This window comes from Pseudomonas sp. nanlin1, from assembly GCF_045571515.1.
Taxonomy (GTDB): domain Bacteria; phylum Pseudomonadota; class Gammaproteobacteria; order Pseudomonadales; family Pseudomonadaceae; genus Aquipseudomonas.
Genome location: NZ_CP124218.1, coordinates 3,465,955 through 3,483,710, shown reverse-complemented (window position 1 = coordinate 3,483,710; position 17,756 = coordinate 3,465,955). Strand labels below are relative to the sequence as shown.

The window sequence follows — 17,756 nt, the reverse complement described above, 5'->3', positions numbered from 1 at the left end:
GGATGAAATTCAGTGAACAATGGCTGCGTGGTTGGGTAAGCCCGCAGGTAAGCCGCGATGAGCTGGTGGCTCGTCTGTCCATGGCCGGTTTGGAAGTGGACAGCGTCACCCCCGCGGCAGGCGCCTTCAGTGGCGTCATCGTCGGCGAAGTGCTGAGCACCGAGCAGCACCCCGACGCCGACAAGCTGCGGGTTTGCCAGGTCAGCAACGGCAGCGAAACGTTTCAGGTCGTGTGCGGCGCGCCCAACGTGCGCCCCGGCCTGAAGATTCCTTTCGCCACGCTGGGCGCCGAGCTGCCCGGCGATTTCAAGATCAAAAAAGCCAAACTAAGGGGTGTCGAGTCCAACGGCATGCTCTGCTCTCAGTCCGAGCTGCAAGTGGGTGAGGGCAACGACGGGCTGATGGAACTGCCGGCCGATGCCCCCGTGGGCGAGGATTTTCGCGTCTACCTGGGCTTGGACGACGCCAGCATCGAGGTCGACCTAACCCCTAACCGCGGCGACTGCCTATCCCTGGCAGGCTTGGCTCGGGAAGTCGGCGCGCTTTATGCCGCGCCGGTCGCGCGCCCACCCGTGGCCAGCGTTACCGCCGTCAACGACGAAGTACGCCCGGTCGAAGTGCTCGCCCCAGCTGCGTGCCCGCGCTACCTCGGGCGGGTGATCCGCAACGTCGACCTGTCCAAGCCCACCCCTTTGTGGATGGTCGAGCGCCTGCGTCGCAGTGATATCCGCAGCATCGATGCAATCGTCGATATCACCAACTACGTCATGATCGAGCTGGGCCAACCCCTGCACGCGTTCGACCTGGCCGAGATCAACGGCGGCATTCGCGTACGCATGGCCGAGGAGGGCGAGAAGATCGTCTTGCTCGACGGTCAGGAATTGGCCTTGCGCAGCGACACCTTGATCATCGCCGACCACACCCGGGCCTTGGCCATCGCTGGCGTAATGGGCGGCGAACACAGCGGCGTCAGCGCCAAGACCCAGAATATCTTTCTCGAAAGCGCCTTCTTCGACCAGATCGCTGTGGCCGGCAAGGCTCGCTCCTACGGCCTGCACACCGACGCCTCACACCGCTATGAGCGCGGCGTCGACTGGCAGCTCGCCCGCGAAGCCATGGAGCGCGCCACCGGCCTGCTGCTGGAAATCACCGGCGGCGAGCCTGGCCCTATTACCGAAAGCGTCAGCGAACAACATCTGCCCAATGTCGCCCCGGTAACCTTGCGTGCGGCGCGGGTCAGCCAAATGCTTGGCCTGGAAATGAACGCCGACGAGATTGAAGGCTACCTGGTTGGTCTGGGCCTAAAGGTCAGCGCCGACGGGGCAGGGCAGTGGCAAGTAGAAATCCCTAGCCATCGCTTCGATATCAGCCTGGAAGTTGACCTGATTGAAGAGTTGGCTCGCCTGTACGGCTACAACCGCCTACCCGTACGCTACCCGCAAGCGCGTTTGGCCCCGCAGGCCAAGGCCGAAGCGCGCAGCGACCTGCCGGAGCTGCGTCGCCTGTTGGTGGCCCGTGGTTATCAGGAAGCGATCACCTATAGCTTTATCGACCCTAAGTGGTTCGAGCTCTTCAACCCAGGCGTAGAGCCCCTGTTGTTGGCCAACCCGATTTCCAACGACATGGCGGCTATGCGCACGTCATTGTGGCCTGGCTTGGTCAAAGCGCTGCAGCACAACCTCAACCGCCAACAAGACCGCGTCCGCCTGTTTGAAAGCGGCCTGCGCTTCGTCGGCCAATTGCAGGGTCTGAAGCAAGAACCCATGTTCGCTGGCGTAGTCTGCGGTGGCCGCTTGCCTGAAGGCTGGGCGCAGGGCCGCGACGGGGTAGATTTCTTCGACGTCAAAGCCGATGTCGAGGCAATTCTAGGTTTCGCCGGCGCATTGGGTGCCTTTAGCTTCGTGCCAGGTCAACATCCAGCACTGCATCCGGGCCAAACCGCCCGGATCGAACGCGATGGCCGGGAGGTCGGCTACCTGGGTGCATTGCATCCGGAACTGGTCAAAACCCTGGGCCTTGATCGCCCGGTATTCGTGTTCGAGCTATTGCTGGCCGAAGTTGCCGAAGGCCGCCTGCCGAAATTCGAGGAGCTCTCGCGTTTCCCAGAAGTGCGCCGTGACCTGGCTTTAGTGGCCGATCGTGATGTCGCTTCTAGCGCCGTCCTACAGGTAATTCGTGAAAATGCAGGGCAATGGCTGACAGACCTCAGGCTATTTGACGTCTACCAGGGTAAAGGTATTGATCCGCATAGAAAAAGCCTTGCAGTCGGCTTGACCTGGCAGCATCCATCGCGCACTCTTAACGACGATGAGGTGAACGCCACGACGCAGCAAATCCTCACCTCGCTCGAACAAAGGTTGAATGCCACGTTAAGGAAGTAGCGTATGGGGGCTCTGACGAAAGCTGAAATGGCGGAACGTCTCTACGAAGAGCTGGGCCTGAATAAACGTGAAGCCAAAGAGTTGGTGGAACTGTTTTTCGAAGAAATCAGGCACGCTCTTGAAGACAACGAGCAGGTCAAATTGTCGGGTTTCGGCAATTTTGACCTACGGGACAAACGCCAGCGGCCCGGCCGCAACCCTAAAACGGGTGAAGAAATCCCAATCACGGCTCGCCGTGTGGTCACCTTTCGTCCAGGGCAGAAGTTGAAAGCCCGAGTTGAGGCCTATGCTGGAACCAAGTCATAACGACGAGCTTCCGCCGATCCCTGGCAAACGCTACTTCACCATTGGTGAAGTCAGCGAGCTTTGCGCGGTTAAACCCCACGTATTGCGCTATTGGGAGCAGGAGTTTCCACAGCTCAACCCGGTCAAGCGCCGCGGCAATCGCCGGTATTATCAACGCCAGGACGTGTTGATGATTCGCCAGATCCGCGCGCTGCTGTACGACCAAGGCTTCACCATCGGCGGGGCGCGGCTGCGCCTCTCTGGCGACGAGGCCAAGGACGACACCACCCAGTACAAACAGCTGATTCGCCAAATGATCTCTGAGCTGGAAGATGTGCTGGGGGTCCTTAAGAAATAAATTTTGGAGAGAATACTTCCAAAATTCAAATGCTTAAGGTATATTTCTCGCCGTTCCAAGAGGTTTGGAACGGTAACATCGCAAGACCGTAATACGGCATTAGCTGTGTTGCAGCAGTAGAGTTACGCTCGGTCGGGGCGTAGCGCAGCCCGGTAGCGCACTTGCATGGGGTGCAAGGGGTCGAGTGTTCGAATCACTCCGTCCCGACCATTTATTTCAATGACTTAGGCCATTTCCGCAAGGGGTGGCCTTTTTCATGCGCGTGACTTTTGCGTGACTTCTCTTTTTCATGCCTGCCTCCGAGTCAATATGGTCAGCACCGGCCCGCGCGAGTCGGTTGCCGATACCTTGTTTGCAGCCTCAATCAAATGCCCTAGCTCTGCGCCTGAGTAGTGACTGGTGATGCTGCCGTTCTTGTGGCCCAATAGAGCCTTACGGTCCTCTTCGGTTACACCCGCTGCGCGAAGGCGACGACCGAACGAATGTTTTAGATCGTGGATCCTGATCGAAGCGTATCCAGGGTGAGCGGGGCGAAGGTTTTTCTCCTGCCAGAGTTTCGCCGCTCTCACCCGTGCTTTTTTCCAGGCCGAGTCATTCATCCTGTGCATCGCGCTGTCGTTGTAAGGGAATACCCATTCCCGGCTAATGCCGCGCTGCCGTTCCACAATCGATTTTGCCACGCTGTTCAGCACAACTAATCGCTCGTCCCCATTCTTCACACCCGACCGTGCGTGCCGGCCGCCGAAGTCGGCGGGTATCAGAAACACACTCGTGCCTAGCTCCGGCACGCTGATCTCCCAATCCCACCTCAGCTTGCAGACCTCCTGCTCTCGACAGCCGGTGTTCACCTTGAACAGGGCCATTTTGTGCAGGTGGTCGGGCAACTCTCCGAATAGAATCGACTGCTCATCCCACGACATGGGGTAGGGCTTTCGGCTCGACCGCTTCTCTTCGAGCTTCGCGATCATCGGCACGCTGTCCAGCCATGGCCGCCGTTCATCATCCCGCCATTTCCTGGCACACATCGACAGAACCCGAATAGCTCGCTCCAGCGCTATGTTGATCGTGCGATTGCTGACCCCTTTCTTTATCTTGCCGTCCGGCTCAACATGGCCGGCCTTGCGATCCTTGATGAACTGCTCAAGGGCCTGGTCGTCAATGTGGGTCAGTGGCATGGCGCCGATGTAAGGGTCCAGCTGCTGTAGGCATAGGGCCGTCAGATGAATCGACGGCTGATCCTTATGCTCAAGCAAGTATCGCGTGGCGGCGTCGCGGAAAGTGCGCACCTGGCGCACCCCGTACACCTTCTGCTGCCGGATCTGCTCCAGACGATGAATCAGGTAACGTTCGGCTTCCGCCCGGTCACTAGTGCCAGTGCTCTCGTAAAGTCGTTCTCCGTTGATTTTTTTGTCAATATGCCAAAGGCCTTTCCTCTGAGAGAGGCCTGTGATCGTTTTTCGCGCCATTCTGTTTCTCCAGCTTGGCGCTCGCTGCGGGTTGATTGTTGCCCTGAAGCGCCGGTTTTATCAATCGCCTTTGCCTCGACGTATGCGGTTGCCCACTCGTCCAGGTCGAGCCGGTCAAAGCCGACACCTCGCTCGCCGATTGGGAACTCCCGCACGTGCGGCCGTACGGTCTTCTCGAACTCGGCCCGACACATGCCCAAATAATTGGCAGCGTCGCGGGCACGGATGAAGCGCGGCAGGAAGGATGCCTGCGCCGCTGTAGCGTTTGCCATGGGTATGCTCCGTGCCGCTCTATGGCGGCAGAAGGGGTTATTCGGCGGTAGCCCGCTTAGCTTTGATTTCTGCGATAAACTCTGTGGGAAGGCGCGCAACATGCTGACCTTGAGACCAAGACAAAGGCCCGGACTGGCGGATCATCTCGTTAACCAGATCGAAAGCAGCGATCAGTTGATCATCATTCAGTTCGCCGTCTTCTGGCAGGTCGTCGAGGAAGTAATCCGATGGGTCTATTTCGCGGGGCATATTCGGCTCGCATATGCAAAGTCGAATGTTTTCAGGATCTTCTTCGCATTCAACCAGGTAATCCCGGAGAGAGTCCGCGTCAAAGAAGTATGTGTCGCCGTCGTATATAACCAGCGGCTCGTCCGCCCAGTCTTTAACTTCCATTTTCAAAAAGCGCTCTTCCATGCGCTCTTCTCTGCAGACTTTGCAGTACCCGTTCGTTTCATGGATCGGGTGTGCTGGATTGTTTTTGCAGTGCCGGTGCGTCGACCCACAGTAGCGGGCCTGATCTTCGTCCTGACCCCAGAACCGCCCTTTTGAGTCGACCCAGCCGCTGACGGTTTGAAAGCTCGCTGCCTCTGGGGAATTGAACATCACGACTTTTTCATTGCGCATAGCGAATCCTCGCCCGCCGGTCGCCGGCAGGCTCAATAGAAGGGAAGGGGTTAGAGCTTTGAGCGGGATCGTTGGATCAGGAAATCTTCCTCGGATCGGCTGCATCCGCCTTGGCAGCCGTATTCATGGCAGCGAGTGCTGTCGCATACGTTTGGAAATCCGGTACCGCCACACATCCCGCAATCGTCAGCAGAGTGCGATGGGCATCGGTAAATTTCGCCGGGGGCACCGAACTTCTGAGCCCGTATATTGAGCAGGCCCGTACCTGCATCGGAGACGACCTTCATGCCGCCTCCTGCCCGCTCCGCCACCAGTGCCAGGCTGCAGAAACCTTCGGGACCGAGTAGCTGGCGCCAAGCCGGCATAGGACGATGAATTCGACCGGGTGATTCGTATATTCGGCGTAGGCCTGTTCGAAGCGTTCGCGGTCGGTCATATCAGCTCCTTGGGCACCTGCACGGTGTCGCCCAGCTTACAACGGGTTTTTGCGGAGGCCTCACCACCTTTTCTACGTTTTCGGCAGAAGTCGTCTTCATGCTTCAGCAAGGAAAGCTGGGATGGGCGGCAGCGACAGTTAGCGCTCATCTCATTGGATCATTGCTGATGACCTTTCTGGGATACGGAGTGGTGAATCGTATGGTGTAGAGGTCGGAGGGTCCGGTCAGCTCGCGATCTGCACCTAACAGTAGGAAAACAGCAGCGTCGTGTGTATATTCGAATATCCGTATATACAGATGGGCTGTGCGCTATGAGCTTTTCTACTGTGACTCTTTTCAAATGCCTGGGCGACGAGACACGAACTCGCATCATGCTGATGCTGGCCGAGCAGGGCGAGCTATGCGTGTGCGAATTGATCTGGGCACTCGAAGACAGCCAGCCGAAGGTTTCCCGCCACCTGGCCCAGTTGCGGACTTGCGGGCTGCTTGAGGATCGCCGGCAGGGCCAGTGGATCTATTACAGGCTTCACCCGCAATTGCCGGCGTGGGTGCTGGAAGTGCTTCAGGTCACCCTCAAAGCCAACCAAGCCTTGATTGCCCAGGACACGGGTCGACTCTCCTCAATGGAAGGCCGTCCGGTCCGCCAGGCTGCTTGCTGCTGACCTAATCCGAGGCTTTTGAGATGCTTACTGCTGCTGCAATATTCGTGTTCACGTTAGTGCTGGTGATCTGGCAGCCCAAGGGTTTGGGGGTAGGTTGGAGTGCAGCGGCAGGTGCCGTGCTGGCTCTCCTGACGGGGGTAGTCAGTCTGAGTGACGTACCTACCGTATGGCACATTGTCTGGAATGCCACAGCTACCTTTATCGCCGTCATCCTCATCAGCTTGCTACTGGATGAAGCCGGATTTTTCAAATGGGCTGCACTCCATGTGGCTCGCTGGGGTGAAGGAAGCGGAGGCAGGTTGTTTGCCCTGATGATTCTCCTCGGCGCTGCCGTTTCGGCCTTATTTGCCAATGACGGCGCCGCGTTGATCCTGACCCCTATCGTCATTGCTATGCTGAACGCCCTGCGCTTTACCCCTGCTTCTACCCTTGCCTTCGTCATGGCCGCAGGTTTCATCGCAGACACTGCGAGCCTACCCCTGGTAGTGTCCAACCTGGTCAACATCGTATCGGCTGATTTCTTCGACTTAGGTTTCGGGGAATACGCCTCGGTTATGTGGCCAGTGAGCCTGGTGAGCGTGGCGGCGACGCTGCTGATGCTCTGGCTGTTCTATAAAAAGGACATTCCCGTACAGTACGTGCCGGAGCAGTTGGATGAACCCAAGCGCGCTATTCGTGACCATGCAACCTTCGTTGCCGGCTGGTGGGTACTGGCCTTGCTGTTGGTTGGCCTGTTCGCGCTGGAGCCCCTGGGTATTCCCATTAGCGCAGTTGCAGCCTCGTGTGCGCTGATACTGCTGGTCATTGCCGGCAGGGGGCACGTCATCTCCACCAAGCGTGTGATCAAGCATGCACCTTGGCAGGTGGTTGTTTTTTCCCTAGGGATGTACCTGGTCGTGTATGGACTGCGTAATGCTGGCCTGACGGAAGCGTTTACCGCCTTGCTAAACATACTGGCGGAGCAGGGTTTGTGGGCCGCGACCTTGGGGACTGGATTGGCGGCCGCGCTGCTGTCTTCCGTCATGAACAACATGCCCACCGTGCTGATCGGGGCTCTCTCCATCCAGGACAGCACTGCCACAGGCATCGTTCACCAAGCCATGGTCTATGCCAACATTATCGGCTGTGACCTGGGGCCAAAGATCACCCCTATTGGCAGCCTGGCTACCTTGCTCTGGCTCCACGTGCTGGCACAGAAGGACATCCGCATCACCTGGGGCTACTACTTCAAAGTCGGCAGCATCCTGACCCTTCCCATCCTGCTCGCTACCTTGGCCGCGTTGGCCCTGCGGCTGAGCTTTCACGCGTAGGACCAATGATGAACATTCTTTTCATGTGTACCGCCAACAGCTGCCGCAGTGTGCTCTCTGAAGGTTTGTTCAACCACGTAGCCCCCGAAGGGATGACCGCCGTCAGCTCAGGCAGCTTCCCCAGCGGACGCTTGAATCCGCACGCTGTGAGCACTCTGCAAGGCCTGGGGGTGGATACCTCGAAGCTCTACAGCAAGGGGTCGGAGAGTTTCCAGGACAACCCGCCCGACATCGTGATTACCGTCTGCGATAAAGCCGGCGGCGAGCCGTGCCCGGTGTATTTCGGGCCTGCCATCAAGAGCCATTGGGGGTTGTCTGATCCGTCAGACGTAGAAGGCAGCGATGAAGAAATCCAGGTGGCTTTCGACGCGACGGTTGCGCTCATCCGCCGGCGATTTGCGGCTTTCTTTACGCTTGATTTTGAGGCGCTTAGCGCGGCAGAGCTTAAGCATGCTCTCGACCAGATAGGGGAACTGCCGTGAGTGACTTCACCGATGCGGAAAAAGGAAATATTCCCAGCCTGGATTTTACGCTGTTTGATTTACCGGGCCTGGACAAACTCGCCCAGGGCGACCCGCCCTTGCACAAGCCACGCATCCTTTTGCTATACGGATCGACCCGCGAGCGGTCGTTTAGCCGGTTGTTGATCCAGGAAGCGGCACGCATCCTGGAACTCATGGGGGCCGAGACAGCTATTTTCGATCCATCCGGCCTGCCGTTGCCCGATGACGCACCGGTGGAGCATCCCAAGGTGCAAGAGCTGCGAAACCTTGTGATGTGGTCAGAGGGCCAAGTGTGGTGCTCTCCCGAGCGCCACGGCTCAATGTCGGCGGTGTTCAAAGCGCAGATCGATTGGATTCCGCTGGCACTTGGTGCGGTGCGTCCTTCGCAGGGTAAGACCCTGGCCGTGATGCAGGTCTGCGGCGGCTCGCAGTCGTTCAACACGGTCAACCAGCTCCGCGTACTGGGCCGCTGGATGCGCATGGTCACGATCCCCAACCAATCCTCCGTGCCTAAGGTGTTCTTGGAGTTCGATGAGGCCGGCCGCATGAAGCCTTCGAGCTACTACGATCGCGTGGTAGACGTTATGGAAGAGTTGATGAAATTTACGCTGCTGATCCGCGGCCGGGAGGACTATCTGGTAGACCGCTACTCAGAACGCAAGGAGAGCGCCGAGGCGCTTTCCAAGCGCGTGAATCAGCGACTCATTTAGGCAAGTTGTTTCAGGCACAGGAGGCTTCAGATGAGCATGAACAACAGGGTGAGAACAGCGGCCGCTTAGGATGCAGCTGTCATCCGGGCTATCTACCCGCGGTGGTAGAGGACACCGTCATCTCCTTAGAGCTGGAACCGCCCACGGTCGAAGCGATGGCGCACCGCATCGAATCAACCTTGCTCAAATACCCGTATATGGTCGCAGAGCGGGATGGCCACTTTTTCCAGGTTAAGCTAGCCGGGTACGGTTTACGCAATTATACGGGTGAGTGCTGAACGGCAGCTATCGGTCAATAAGGACGTTGGTTAAGCGTTCGCTTCTGCCCGACTGCGGCCCCTAGCGACCAGCCGTCTAGCGGTTAACCGGGGGAGGATCGGATTGCAGAACTTCAGCAAGTTGCCGGCAAGGTCGCTCTGGAAAAACGGGCGGCCAACTGACAATCATTTAGGTGATGAAAGAGGTGGGCCCCCGCTAGCGAGGTGCTGCCTGTGTACTGGTCGGCTAAAGACATCCATCTGCGGGAGACACAGGCGATAATTGTCCAGGCATTATGACCCATCTGATTAGCAACTCACCTTGGCTGCTCACCCGCAGAAAGCATCATCGAGGCGTAGGTGTGCCTGGCCTGGTAGCTGCCAGCACCTTTCCTTGAAAGCAGCCTTCAGCTTGGCGCACTCCGCACTGAGCTCGTCGTTCATCAGCACCAGTTGGGCGATGCTGCACCGGGCGTGACCAAGCTCACTCATGAGCTGATGGCATTCGTTGTCAAGGAGGACGGCTTGCTGCTTGAGCATTTGCTCAAGGGTGGGAATGCCCAGGGAGAAGTCTTCGTCGTCTATCAACATAGCTGCGCACCAATACTGTATGGATGAACAGTAATTGATGCGCGATATCATGCTCAAGAATTTGCCGATGGGTGGCTTGCTTCTTCGCTCGAAAGGGTGAGACGTAGGAGCGAGGAATAGTCCCTCCACGGAAGCTCCGAAAATCTAGTGACTGCCGTGCAGCCTTCCAGGTGCAGGAAAGGGGACGCGCCGCTGTTCATATGTTGCCTAGCTTTGCAGACACGGCACTGCATATAGCTGCCGGTGATTTCCCAGCGGTCTAGCCACGCTTCCTTGTTCATGTGCATCTCCATGATGGGCATCATGGAATGGTAGATCATTTTGGAATTTTTGCGGATCGGCAGGACGCCGGGGAGGGCGCTATGGCCCATGTGACGAGATTGTGTCGCACGCTCTGTCACGCTGTGACATGGGCGGTATTCTTGGGACGGTGTGACGGGTTGCGGGCGCCATAACCGATTGATTTAAAAAGACGTTATGTCCATAAGCATGATTTAGGTTCCAGCGCGCCTAGGGCTTCAGTCATGGGAAAACCTCAATCAAAACCCGCCGCTAAGTCATTGATTTGTAAGGTTTGCGAAACGACGAATAAGGCTATGTTTTGCACGTTAGTTTAAGCACTTAACCTTTCAATATCAATGGGTTACGCGCTTTGTGGGTGCTGCATGGGCTGCAAGGGGTCGAGTGTTCGAATCACTCCGTCCCGACCATTTATTCCTGAGTAAAATCAGACACTTAAGCCACTTCTTGAAAGTGGCTTTTTTGTGCCTGCGCAAAACTTGCGCAAAACTATCCCGCAATCCAGCTGATAGCGAAGTCCGCTCCGACCTTAGACCAAGCTACGTCTGCATGATCTTGCTGGTAATTGGCATCATCTCTTTCCTGGCATCTTCAGATTCGCCCCTAAAAACCTGTTCAACCACCTTCTGCACTCACTCATCGCTAGGTGTGCGTGGGCAGCCCGAACGATGCTCACCGTTCACGTCAGTCCATCTCCATTTCGAAAAGCGCGTCCGCCACCGCGACAACACTTCCTTCATGGGAGGAACTCAAGACCCAGCGCTTGCTCGATGCCCAAGCGCCGGTTCCTGCCTGAGCGGGTTCTACGCCCATGCTACATGCTTGGACGACGCTATCGGCTAAAGCCCGATTAATCGAACCTACCCGGGCGCTGAGCCTTCTATCAAAGCAATTGTGCTCAGGATTTGGAGCTCGGCCGGCCCGGGATGTGGCTCAGTATCGATTTGGAGAAGCCGCCATCGACGCAGATATCCTGACCCGTGACGTATCCGGATAAGGGGCTCACGAGAAACTCGATCACGTTGGCGATATCCACGGGCTCGCCGATTCTCGCTAGCGGAATGATTGCTTCACGTGCTTTCTTGATCTGCGGGTCGGCATACATTTTTTCCGACATCGGTGTGTGAGTCATTCCTGGAGACACCACGTTGACACGGATCCCGTCCGGAGCCCACTCCAGCGCGAGCGTTTGGGCCAGCATGGTCAAGGCGGCCTTGGTGGGGCTGTAAGCCCCTGAGCCGGCATGCGGAATTTGCCCAGACATCGACGAGGTAAAGCACGCCGCGCCCCGGCTCTCCCGTAGGTAAGGGTAGCTGGCTTTGGCGAGCAGCCAAGCGCCGCGAAGATTGACCGCGAACATGTCGTCCCAGTCCTCGATGGATAAATCACAAATTGCGCCAGGGCTGGCGATGCCCGCATTCGCCACCAGCGCGTCGAGCCCGCCGAACTCCGCCACTGCCGCCGCCATCATTTGGCTGGGTACCTCAGGATTGCCAAGATCTCCGCACAACGCGATGGCGATACCGCCCATGGCCTTGATGGATTCGACGACTTCTTCTTGCGTAGTGGTGGGTGTGTGCCCGCAAACCGCAATCTTCGGCTGCGAGCCGCGGGCGAGGGCCGCCTCGGCGATTCTCAGGCATGCCGCTGCACCGATACCGCTACTGCCGCCACTGACCAAAGCTCTCATTGGACACTCCTTTTTATAGTTATACATCGGGGTAAAAGAGATTTTTAAAATACGAAAATAGGGTTCACTTTGCAATCAAATTGACAATGGAATTCGATTCCGATATCGTTTTTTTCGTTACCGGGTAGCCTTGCCAGGGCAGTGGTTATTGCTATCCGGATCTATCGATTCATGGTCGCGTCTTCCCGCCAGCGATAGTGGTCCAGGTACAAAACCCATAATACGAATGGCCCGTTTCACTCCAGCGAATACTCAACTGAAAGGATGTTTCGATATGATCATCAGCACGTTCTCCTACCTGTGGTCATCCACGGCAATCGATGCAATTGCACAACTGGCCGAGCATGGACACCGGGTGTTCGAGGTTCCCGTCAGCTCGCCACATTGCTGGCCGGTGGAAATCTCGACGGCAGAACGCTCTGCGGTCGCTGCGCGACTTCATGGATACGGCGCAAAGATCAGGTCGCTCAACGCCGGTGGCTATGACGTCAATCTAGCCAGCCCCGCGGCCAATATGCGTGACAAGAGCATCGAGCACATCAAGGCGGTGATTGACCTGGCCGTAGCCTGGGAGACTCAGGAAGTGGTGATATCACCGGGCACCCGGCGACCTATGATTTCCCCGCCGCTTGAAAAGACCTACGAGTGGATGTACGAGAGCCTGGCAGTCCTGATTCCGCTGGCAAAACAGGCTGGCGTGCGCTTGCTGCTGGAAAATACGCCGTATTGCTTCACCCCCACTATGGGGGAGTTGGCGCAGGTTGTGGGCACGCTTAATGATGATGTGGTCAAGGTGGTCTATGACATCGCCAATGCCGCTTACATTGGTGAAGACCCTGTTGCGAGTCTGCTGAGTTACCAGGCTGCCATCGACTTTGTGCATGTGTCCGACACCGGTGTGGATGTGTGGGGGCATGATCCGGTCGGCACGGGCGTTGTGGACTTCATCGCGTTGGGCGAGGCCGTTCACGCGACCTGCGGCATTGAAAACTGCGTACTGGAAATCATCCGCGAAGAAAACGCTTTATATGAGCTGAACAAAGGCGTGCAGGATCTGCGTAGCAAGGGCTGGAAAATTCCGTAATTGCCTTTCGCTCGCTCGGCTGTCGTTGAGGCCTGCGGCCATATTGTTCCAATAATCCGGGGGCCTGATCAGGCCCCAGGTGCGGTTACCAGAAACTATCTTCTTGCGCGGCGCTACTACTAAGACAGCGAGTCACTCCCACTGACCGAACTCCATAGCGCCCAACGCTCACCAACCTTGATGGCCGAGCGTTTCAAGCTTTCGATATGCGCGCCCAGGGTTTCCTCTCGCAAGCGAGCGATAGGGCCGGCGATGCTCAGAGTAGCCACCGGGGCGGAGCTGTCTGGCCTTGAGGTGTCGAATACAGCGACCGCCACCACGCACACGCCGACTTCACCTTCTTCACGAACGATCGCGTGTCCCTCTTGGCGAATATGGGCGATATCGTCAAAAATGTCGCGAATCGAAATGCGCGCATTGGGCCCTGCGTAGTCCCGGGTGTTCTCTATGTCCCAGGCGGCTAGAATTCGCATCGCGCGCTCGTCACGCATGGTGGCGAGCCATGCTTTGCCCGCTGCGGTGGTGTGGGGAATGATTTTCTCATCCAGGGCGCGGCGGTACTGCAGGCCTCTGGTATTTTTCGTGGCCTGCAGGACCCAGGTCAGATGATCTTCTGCAACCTCCGCCAGGCGGACATGCTCGCCGGTTTCGCTGGCCAGATCGTCCAGCAACGGTTGCATGATCCGGGCGAAACCCGTTTCACTGATGTAGTTCACACCCATGCTGGGGATCTTGAGCGTTAAGCGGTAGTGATCCTGTTCGTCCTGGTAGACATAGCCTCGTTCTCGAAGCGCGCTTAGGATGCGGTGAGCCGTGGCCATGGCGACTTGGGTCTGTTCGCTGATTTCGGACAGCGCGAGACCGCCTGGATGGGAGAGCAGCAGTTCCAGGGTGTTGAAGTAGCGGCCAATGTGGGACAAATTTCCAATCCTCTTTGTTGCTGGCTATGGCCAGGCGCAGCATGATCGACGTGCAGGCACTTTAAGTACAGAACCTAAAGTGTGATGGGGATACCGCCAAGGCGATCTGACTCATAGGCAGCCTCGATAATACCCATGACGCTATGCATCGTCGCAAGTCCGGCGCCTGTATAGGCAGTTTTGCGGCCAGGCGCAAGGACATCGGTTACGAAATTGCCGTAATACACGTCCGAGTTCAGGCTCATGTGCAGGTCGCTTGCCTGCCCGGTCGCATCCACCAAGCGCATGCCATCCGGTGTCGAGCGCGCATAAAACTGATCAGTTGACATTGAGAATGAATATTCCCGTTGTTCGGGCGTATTGGCCGGGTAGTTGTAGCCGGTTTCAATGGTGCAAATGCAGCCACTTTCGGTTACCAGGGTCATCATTGAGCCGATTTCTACCGCTGTTAGCTGCGGGTCGCGATACATCACGGCCGACACGCTGCGTATGCGCTCTGCAGAAATTTCCTGAACCAGGTCGATGAAATGGACGGCGAGGTTGATCGTGCAACCGCCTCCAGAACGTAATGGGTTAAGCATCCATGAGCAACTATTGGTTAGGTAGCGTTCAGGCGGCCCAGCGTTGAATCGAAACGACTGGGTCCGCCACTTTGCACTGCTCTCAAGCGCTGCTTGTTTGAGGCGGTCCAATAATTCACTGTGTCTCCAAACCAACGGTACCGCCACGAACAGATCTGCGGCTTCAGCGCGTTGGTACAGATCCAGCACTTCGTCCTGAGTGAGCCCGCAGGGCTTTTCCATCGCGAACGGAATGTTGCGTTCGATCAAGGCTTTGCCCATTGCATGCAGCTCATCGTGCGGACCGAAAGCGAATGCAAAATCAGCCTCTTCGTTAGCCAACAGGTTTTTCCAGTGGTCGTATGGCTGTGCTCTGAAGCGTTGAGCGAGGGCTGGACCGCGCGAGCCGGTGGCGTCAGATACCGCCGAGACGGTCACATCTGGCAAACGCTCAAGGGCGTCGAGGTAGAGTGGGGTGTGCCAATGGCTAACTTCCAGAAGAACGACTTTCAACATTCATTCCTTATAGACAAGAGTGTTTGATTAGCTCGCCGATGCCCTCGGTATTGCGGGTCAAGTCCAGAAAAAATAGTGCGACAGCCACGATTGGAGGTTGCACAGAAGGCTAGCACGAGCTGGTTACGAACGGAAGTGAGTTACGTTTTGCGGACAAGGCTGAGTTTGGTAGTTAAGCGACGGTGCAGTTTCAACAGGTGCGGCAAGATGTGTACATGCCAGGGGAGTGCACATCATTGACCACTTCGATTGAAGTAAGAGATACGCGAGCCTCACAATCCGCTCGGGTAGCGCAGCGCGATATCTTCGAAACCAAGAAAGCTCAGTGTCAACAGAGCTTGGCCTACGTGCATAGGTTGACCATCCAAGGTTTGGCAGCCGTGGGATTGCGCTTTGAGCAGCAAGGCGGTTGGCTCGGATCTGGTGATGATATCGACCACCACCGTAGTTGAGGTCAGCCGCTCTGCGTCTATCGGCATCGGGTCATCAGAGCTCATGCCGAGCGGGGTGGCGTTGATCACTATGTCATGGCCCTTAGGGTCCGCTGAGCCTGCATGCACCGCGCACCCTCCCTGTTTTGCGACACGTTGCGCAAGGTCCAGGGAGCGGTGCGGGTCCAAGTCTGAGAGGGTCAGCACTCGCGCGCCAGCAGCGGCGACGGCGAACGCGATGGCGCTTCCTGAGCCGCCAGCACCGACAAGCAAAACGGATTTTCCGAGCAGGGAAACGCCCTGGCGCTGCATGCCCAGCACGCAACCCAACCCGTCAAATACGGCACCCTCCCAGCGCCCGTTGGGGTGGCAACGAACGACATTGATTGCGCCAATCTGCTGCGTAGTCGAATGAAGATCGTCCACCACGTCAAGCATGCTCTGCTTGTGCGGCATGGTGATCAAAAGCCCGGCAAGGTTGCTTACAAATCGCATGCCTCTGACAAACTCAGCCAGGTTTGCTGAACCGACCTCCAGTGGAATGCAGACGGCGTCAACCTGTGCGTCGGTAAACAACGTGTTCAGCAGCATTGGAGACTTGGCACTCTTGAGGGGGGTGCCAATCAACCCATATATACGAGTGCTGCCGGTGATCCGTGGATGCATGTCAACCTACTGTGGCGTTGCCGGTGAATAGGCGCTGGTCAGGGAGTCTGAACAGCGCGGTTCAGAACTGTTTGTCAGGAGCGTGTCGCTGCTGCTGGATGGGCAGCATCGACTAGCGGCTTGGACGTGAACTGTTTCTGTACTCGTGTGTATTCCTCTTCCGACATCGGCACTGCATCAGGATCGCCGAGATCCTTCAGGCGAATGCGGTATGTCTCGCGGGTAGTAAGAGCGGCAATCGCAGAGATGGCGCAGATAGCAAACGTCAATGCCCCGATTTTCAGCGGGATATTCTCAGTTCCGGGAGGCGCAATCGATACGAAAAGGGCTGGTAGAAATGCCGTGCAGGCCACACCGATATTTTGACCAATTGCCATGCCGGTAACCCGTACGCGTGTACGGAACAGCTCCGGGAACAGGCTGGGGAATACACCGTTGAAACCCTGATAAGCCACACCCCACATAAGGAGCGAGAGAATTAACGAAAGCCACAGATTGTGAATGCTGATTGCATAGAGATACGCGAATGACAAAAGTCCACCACACAGCACGCCGACAATCACCGGGGGCCGGCGGCCAATTCTGTCAGAGAGCCTGCCTACGAAGGGGATAAGGATAACCGCGCATAAATTGCCTAACACCGGTATCCACATGAATACACCAGAAGGAAAGCCAATGCCGTAGGCAGGCTGGACTGCGTAGGTTGCTCCGAATACAGAGGCGACGATGGCGAGGACCGCAGAGAGCGCCATGCCAATGACCCGTAGCACATCTCGCCAGCTCTGCGTGACCACTTCAACCAGAGGTAGTTTGCGCGGTTCGGTATGGGTCTGCGCCTCGGTGAACACTGGGGCTTCATGAACTTCACGACGGATGATCCACCCGGCGACCAATACCAGGGCACTGAGCAGAAATGGAATCCGCCAGCCCCATGCAGCAAATTGATCGGCTGGCATGAACTGCGCGAGGGGCAGGAACACCGCAGCGGCTAGAAGCTGCCCGGCTTGCACGCCTTGCAGCGTGAAGCTTGCGAAATACCCCCGATGCCCATCAGGCGCGTGTTCCAGGGTCATAGAGCTGGCGCACGATACCTCTCCAGCGACAGCGAACCCCTGAATCAGACGCAAAATAATCAACAGTGCAGGGGCCCACACACCGATTTGCTGGTAGGTGGGAAGCAGCCCGATGCACACGGTTGAAAAGCCCATCAAGAACATGCAGTAGACCAGTACGGTCTTGCGTCCATGGCGATCTCCCAGGTGCCCTAACACCACAGCACCGATGGGCCGCGCGATGTAACCGACGCCGAAGCTCGCCAGCGAAACAATGATCCCCACCGTCGGATTGTCTGTCGGGAAAAACAGTTGCGGAAACAGCAAGGCCGCTGCGGTGGCGTAGATGAAGAAGTCGTAGTACTCCAACGCCGAGCCGATCCAGCCGCTCGCGGCGGCCTTCCTTGACTGACGTTTGGAATTTGGATCGGCCTGATTGCTATGGCTCATGAAGTTTCTCCGGATTTTATTATTGTAACGACGTTCCAGTTGTAATGGTGTTCCCGGTGTTGAGCTGTTGTCAAGGGGGCTGGGTGATGCCTGGCGTCAATGTATGACGCGCGGTATGACCGTAATTTGCTTCCTGCTGCGTTGACTTGCAGATCACAGAGTGCTTACTATTGTAACTGTGTTCCAAATAGAACGGCGTAACCGAAGCTATGCTGCTGCTGATTACCAGT

General features: G+C 57.0%; 18 protein-coding genes, 1 tRNA gene and 1 pseudogene. 10 read left to right on the top strand and 10 right to left on the bottom strand.

All coding sequences use genetic code 11. From position 1 onward, the window contains the following. Positions 1–2 precede the first annotated feature (2 nt). From pheT to QCL65_RS16110, 4 genes are all read left to right on the top strand, one after another. Entirely contained in the window at positions 3–2,381 is a 2,379-nt protein-coding gene (pheT, locus tag QCL65_RS16125) for a phenylalanine--tRNA ligase subunit beta (RefSeq protein WP_407310392.1), read from the top strand. A gap of 3 nt (positions 2,382–2,384) precedes the next feature. Continuing rightward, positions 2,385–2,687 (top strand): integration host factor subunit alpha, encoded by a 303-nt coding sequence (gene ihfA, locus QCL65_RS16120; RefSeq protein ID WP_002553164.1) that lies wholly within the window; start codon positions 2,385–2,387, stop codon positions 2,685–2,687. Next, a complete protein-coding gene (locus tag QCL65_RS16115) occupies positions 2,668–3,024 on the top strand; it encodes a MerR family transcriptional regulator (RefSeq protein ID WP_407310358.1) in 357 nt (118 codons plus the stop codon). The genes ihfA and QCL65_RS16115 overlap by 20 nt, the downstream gene beginning before the upstream one ends. A 133-nt stretch (positions 3,025–3,157) precedes the next feature. After that, a tRNA-Pro gene (locus tag QCL65_RS16110) sits at positions 3,158–3,234 on the top strand. 77 nt (positions 3,235–3,311) lie between these two features. Here the strand turns inward: QCL65_RS16110 and QCL65_RS16105 are convergent. From QCL65_RS16105 to QCL65_RS16090, 4 genes are all read right to left on the bottom strand, one after another. Continuing rightward, the gene (locus QCL65_RS16105) at positions 3,312–4,475 is read right to left on the bottom strand and encodes a tyrosine-type recombinase/integrase (protein WP_407316883.1); all 1,164 of its coding nucleotides are present in this window, start codon (positions 4,473–4,475) and stop codon (positions 3,312–3,314) included. Beyond that, positions 4,361–4,762, bottom strand: coding sequence for a helix-turn-helix transcriptional regulator (locus QCL65_RS16100; RefSeq protein WP_407310356.1), 402 nt, complete (start codon positions 4,760–4,762; stop codon positions 4,361–4,363). The genes QCL65_RS16105 and QCL65_RS16100 overlap by 115 nt, the downstream gene beginning before the upstream one ends. 37 nt (positions 4,763–4,799) lie before the next feature. Continuing rightward, the gene (locus QCL65_RS16095; RefSeq protein ID WP_407310354.1) at positions 4,800–5,387 is read right to left on the bottom strand and encodes a hypothetical protein; all 588 of its coding nucleotides are present in this window, start codon (positions 5,385–5,387) and stop codon (positions 4,800–4,802) included. Positions 5,388–5,670: 283 nt separating this feature from the next. Next, positions 5,671–5,823: a hypothetical protein gene (locus tag QCL65_RS16090; protein ID WP_407310352.1), complete on the bottom strand. Its 153-nt coding sequence runs from the start codon at positions 5,821–5,823 to the stop codon at positions 5,671–5,673. 35 nt (positions 5,824–5,858) lie between these two features. Between QCL65_RS16090 and QCL65_RS16085 the strand changes: the two are divergent. The 5 genes and pseudogenes from QCL65_RS16085 to arsH all read left to right on the top strand — a co-directional run. Further along, positions 5,859–6,032 (top strand): annotated as a pseudogene (locus QCL65_RS16085) (CrcB family protein); the annotation flags it as partial. Positions 6,033–6,135: 103 nt separating this feature from the next. Then, entirely contained in the window at positions 6,136–6,486 is a 351-nt protein-coding gene (locus QCL65_RS16080; protein ID WP_407310350.1) for a metalloregulator ArsR/SmtB family transcription factor, read from the top strand. 20 nt (positions 6,487–6,506) lie between these two features. After that, positions 6,507–7,796: an arsenic transporter gene (locus QCL65_RS16075; RefSeq protein ID WP_407310348.1), complete on the top strand. Its 1,290-nt coding sequence runs from the start codon at positions 6,507–6,509 to the stop codon at positions 7,794–7,796. An 8-nt stretch (positions 7,797–7,804) separates the two neighbouring features. Next, positions 7,805–8,278 carry an arsenate reductase ArsC gene (locus tag QCL65_RS16070; RefSeq protein WP_407310346.1) on the top strand — a complete coding sequence of 158 codons (474 nt, stop codon included), beginning with the start codon at positions 7,805–7,807 and terminating at the stop codon, positions 8,276–8,278. A 38-nt stretch (positions 8,279–8,316) separates the two neighbouring features. Next, positions 8,317–9,009 carry an arsenical resistance protein ArsH gene (gene arsH / locus QCL65_RS16065; RefSeq protein WP_407316881.1) on the top strand — a complete coding sequence of 231 codons (693 nt, stop codon included), beginning with the start codon at positions 8,317–8,319 and terminating at the stop codon, positions 9,007–9,009. A 587-nt stretch (positions 9,010–9,596) separates the two neighbouring features. On the opposite strand, the gene QCL65_RS16060 is transcribed toward arsH, so the two are convergent. Both QCL65_RS16060 and QCL65_RS16055 read right to left on the bottom strand, forming a co-directional pair. Then, on the bottom strand, positions 9,597–9,857 hold the full coding sequence (locus QCL65_RS16060) for a hypothetical protein (RefSeq protein ID WP_407310344.1): 261 nt from the start codon (positions 9,855–9,857) through the stop codon (positions 9,597–9,599). Positions 9,858–11,055: 1,198 nt separating this feature from the next. Further along, entirely contained in the window at positions 11,056–11,847 is a 792-nt protein-coding gene (locus QCL65_RS16055; RefSeq protein WP_407310343.1) for an SDR family NAD(P)-dependent oxidoreductase, read from the bottom strand. 274 nt (positions 11,848–12,121) lie between these two features. Here QCL65_RS16055 and QCL65_RS16050 point away from each other — a divergent pair, with 274 nt between their 5' ends. After that, on the top strand, positions 12,122–12,931 hold the full coding sequence (locus QCL65_RS16050) for a sugar phosphate isomerase/epimerase family protein (protein ID WP_407310341.1): 810 nt from the start codon (positions 12,122–12,124) through the stop codon (positions 12,929–12,931). Positions 12,932–13,050: 119 nt separating this feature from the next. Here QCL65_RS16050 and QCL65_RS16045 read toward each other — a convergent pair whose 3' ends face one another. From QCL65_RS16045 to QCL65_RS16030, 4 genes are all read right to left on the bottom strand, one after another. Beyond that, complete coding sequence (locus tag QCL65_RS16045; RefSeq protein ID WP_407310339.1) at positions 13,051–13,851, bottom strand: IclR family transcriptional regulator; 801 nt, start codon at positions 13,849–13,851, stop codon at positions 13,051–13,053. 74 nt (positions 13,852–13,925) lie between these two features. After that, a complete protein-coding gene (locus QCL65_RS16040) occupies positions 13,926–14,927 on the bottom strand; it encodes a Gfo/Idh/MocA family oxidoreductase (RefSeq protein WP_407310337.1) in 1,002 nt (333 codons plus the stop codon). Positions 14,928–15,199: 272 nt separating this feature from the next. Continuing rightward, the gene (locus QCL65_RS16035) at positions 15,200–16,024 is read right to left on the bottom strand and encodes a shikimate dehydrogenase family protein (protein WP_407310335.1); all 825 of its coding nucleotides are present in this window, start codon (positions 16,022–16,024) and stop codon (positions 15,200–15,202) included. Positions 16,025–16,098: 74 nt separating this feature from the next. Beyond that, on the bottom strand, positions 16,099–17,526 hold the full coding sequence (locus tag QCL65_RS16030) for an MFS transporter (RefSeq protein WP_407310333.1): 1,428 nt from the start codon (positions 17,524–17,526) through the stop codon (positions 16,099–16,101). Between the last annotated feature and the right edge of the window lie 230 nt (positions 17,527–17,756).

Bases quoted from the DNA above. Each gene is read 5' to 3' on its own strand.
- QCL65_RS16055 (WP_407310343.1), bottom strand. From the start codon at position 11,847: ATGAGAGCTTTGGTCAGTGGCGGCAGTAGCGGTATCGGTGCAGCGGCA.
- QCL65_RS16080 (WP_407310350.1), top strand. From the start codon at position 6,136: ATGAGCTTTTCTACTGTGACTCTTTTCAAATGCCTGGGCGACGAGACA.
- QCL65_RS16030 (WP_407310333.1), bottom strand. From the start codon at position 17,526: ATGAGCCATAGCAATCAGGCCGATCCAAATTCCAAACGTCAGTCAAGG.
- QCL65_RS16090 (WP_407310352.1), bottom strand. From the start codon at position 5,823: ATGACCGACCGCGAACGCTTCGAACAGGCCTACGCCGAATATACGAAT.
- pheT (WP_407310392.1), top strand. From the start codon at position 3: ATGAAATTCAGTGAACAATGGCTGCGTGGTTGGGTAAGCCCGCAGGTA.
- QCL65_RS16070 (WP_407310346.1), top strand. From the start codon at position 7,805: ATGAACATTCTTTTCATGTGTACCGCCAACAGCTGCCGCAGTGTGCTC.
- QCL65_RS16115 (WP_407310358.1), top strand. From the start codon at position 2,668: ATGCTGGAACCAAGTCATAACGACGAGCTTCCGCCGATCCCTGGCAAA.
- ihfA (WP_002553164.1), top strand. From the start codon at position 2,385: ATGGGGGCTCTGACGAAAGCTGAAATGGCGGAACGTCTCTACGAAGAG.
- QCL65_RS16095 (WP_407310354.1), bottom strand. From the start codon at position 5,387: ATGCGCAATGAAAAAGTCGTGATGTTCAATTCCCCAGAGGCAGCGAGC.
- QCL65_RS16035 (WP_407310335.1), bottom strand. From the start codon at position 16,024: ATGCATCCACGGATCACCGGCAGCACTCGTATATATGGGTTGATTGGC.
- QCL65_RS16075 (WP_407310348.1), top strand. From the start codon at position 6,507: ATGCTTACTGCTGCTGCAATATTCGTGTTCACGTTAGTGCTGGTGATC.
- QCL65_RS16040 (WP_407310337.1), bottom strand. From the start codon at position 14,927: ATGTTGAAAGTCGTTCTTCTGGAAGTTAGCCATTGGCACACCCCACTC.
- QCL65_RS16060 (WP_407310344.1), bottom strand. From the start codon at position 9,857: ATGTTGATAGACGACGAAGACTTCTCCCTGGGCATTCCCACCCTTGAG.
- QCL65_RS16050 (WP_407310341.1), top strand. From the start codon at position 12,122: ATGATCATCAGCACGTTCTCCTACCTGTGGTCATCCACGGCAATCGAT.
- QCL65_RS16100 (WP_407310356.1), bottom strand. From the start codon at position 4,762: ATGGCAAACGCTACAGCGGCGCAGGCATCCTTCCTGCCGCGCTTCATC.